The sequence below is a fragment of the Mesobacillus sp. genome (assembly GCF_049588175.1).
In the GTDB taxonomy this organism is placed as follows: Bacteria; Bacillota; Bacilli; order Bacillales; family Cytobacillaceae; genus Mesobacillus.
In genome coordinates, this window is the sequence record NZ_JBAVFI010000146.1 from 1 (window position 1) to 2,118 (window position 2,118).

Annotated in this window: 1 protein-coding gene and 1 pseudogene; both read right to left on the minus strand. The window is 45.9% G+C overall.

Annotation, left to right across the window (positions count from 1 at the left end; genetic code table 11):
* A partial coding sequence (locus WB217_RS03575; RefSeq protein WP_423990707.1) for an NADH-quinone oxidoreductase subunit M occupies positions 1 to 1,463 on the minus strand: 1,463 nt, incomplete at its 3' end.
* Positions 1,463 to 2,118 (minus strand): annotated as a pseudogene (locus WB217_RS03580) (NADH-quinone oxidoreductase subunit L); the annotation flags it as partial. The pseudogene WB217_RS03580 and the gene WB217_RS03575, both read right to left, overlap by 1 nt.

The following is a 2,118-nucleotide window of genomic DNA, read 5'->3' on the forward strand; positions in this document are numbered from 1 at the left end:
ACGTTAGGATATACTCCAATCAGGACGATCAAGCCCACAAGCACTAAGATCGGTGCCCATTCAAACGTGCGAACATCTGAAATACCGACAAATTCGCGTTCTGCTTTGCCATACGTGATAGCAAGCACGGCGCGCAGCAGGTAAACGGCCGTCATGATGATGCCAAGAGTACCAACCGCTGCAATGATCGGCATTTCCTTGAATAGGCCGAAGAACGCCATGAATTCGCTGACGAATCCGGACATCCCTGGCAAGCCAAGAGACGCCATTGCACCAGCAAGTAAGAAGCCAGATGCAATCGGCATTCCTTTTGCAAGGCCGCCGAGATTTGCAAGTGTAGTAGTGTGGGTGCGCTCATAAAACACACCAACCAGGAAGAACAACAATGCTGAAATCAAGCCGTGTGATACAACCTGGAAAATCGCTCCTTGAATACCAGCTTCATTATTTGCCCCGAGTCCGATTAACACGATACCCATATGGGAAATAGAAGAGTAAGCAAGAACCATTTTGAAATCTGTCTGGATAAAAGCAAGAAATGCTCCGTACAGCAGATTGATGACCCCAAGTACTGCAAGCAGAACTGTCAATTGTTCAAATTGCGCAGGGAAAATTCCCATCCCGAAGCGGATTAAACCGAACGCGCCGATTTTTAAAAGAATCCCTGAGTGAATCATAACGATTGAAGGCGGCGCCTCTACGTGAACGCGCAGCATCCAGCTGTGAAGCGGAAAGATTGGCAGCTTGACACCGAAAGCGACAAGCAGGGAAATCAATAATCCCATCTTCAGTGACTCTGAAATCGGCGCTACTAATTGCGCATTTTCAGTGTTCAAAATCATTCTGAGCAATTCGATATTTGAAGTGCCTGTTCTTGAAAATAACACCATGATGACAATCAGCAGGATTGCTGAACCAAGGCCGTTATAGATCAAGAAGCTGTAAGCAGCCTTTTCTCTTTCGTAATAGCCCCACTTCCCGATCAGGAAAAACATTGGGATCAGGGTGATTTCAAAGAAAAGGAAGAACAGGATCAAGTTTTGGGACGTAAATACTCCCAGCATGCCGATTTCAAGAAGCAAAAACAGCATGTAGTAGCCCTTCCATTCTTTTTTGATATGGAAGGATGCAAGAGCTGCAAGCGTTGCAATCACTGCAGTCAGTACGACCATGATCAGCCCGAATCCATCAATTCCTAATTCATAATTGACGCTGAACATCCCGGATTGCTCGGCACTTTGTCCGCCAAACTGAATCCAGCGGAATTGTTCCGAAAAATTAGCAAGGTCTGCTCCGCCGCGATAGGAAAAATAGGCGATGAGCGCCAAAGCCAGCGACGGTAGTGTTGCTAAAACTCCAAGCATTTTGATACCTGACTCATTTGCTCTAGGCATGAATGCCAAAAGCAGGATACCTAGTAAAGGGGAGAATACCAGCAAGGTAAGAAAATAGTTGAAATCCATTATAAATACCCCCCTGTTAACGCGAAGATGACCATCAGAACTGCCAAACCGACAAAGGCGATTGCGCCATATGTTTGTACCTGGCCACTTTGAAGCTTTGCACCAGTTTTACCAAGAGCCTGGACAGAAGCAGTTGTCAGTTTCACTAGACCTTCAACAAGGAAGAGCTCGATAAAACGCAGGAATAAACTGATCCCTTTTGTTCCAAACACAATCGTCTGGCTGTAAATTTCATCAATAAAGTATTTGTTCTTAACGACACTGTACATAAGCGGAATTCTGCTGCTGAGCCAATCGCGTGACAATGACTTTTTGCTGTACATCATCCACGCAAGCAGAATACCAAGCAAGGATACGACTGTCGCAACAACCATAATCCAAGCCGGACCTTCGATATGTCCATGGCCAAGGTTTTCATTTCCTTCTGTCAGCCAGTCGCCAAGGAAAGTGCCGAACCAAGGTGTGTTCACATAACCCGCGATAACAGCAAGAACACCGAGAACGACCATTGGCAATGTCATGACTGAAGGTGATTCATGGACATTCTTCATCTCGCTGCGCGCCTCACCGGCAAAGACCATGAAGAACAGACGGAACATATAGAATGCCGTGAAAAATGCTGCAATCACTGCTAGCCAGAACAATCCATAATTTC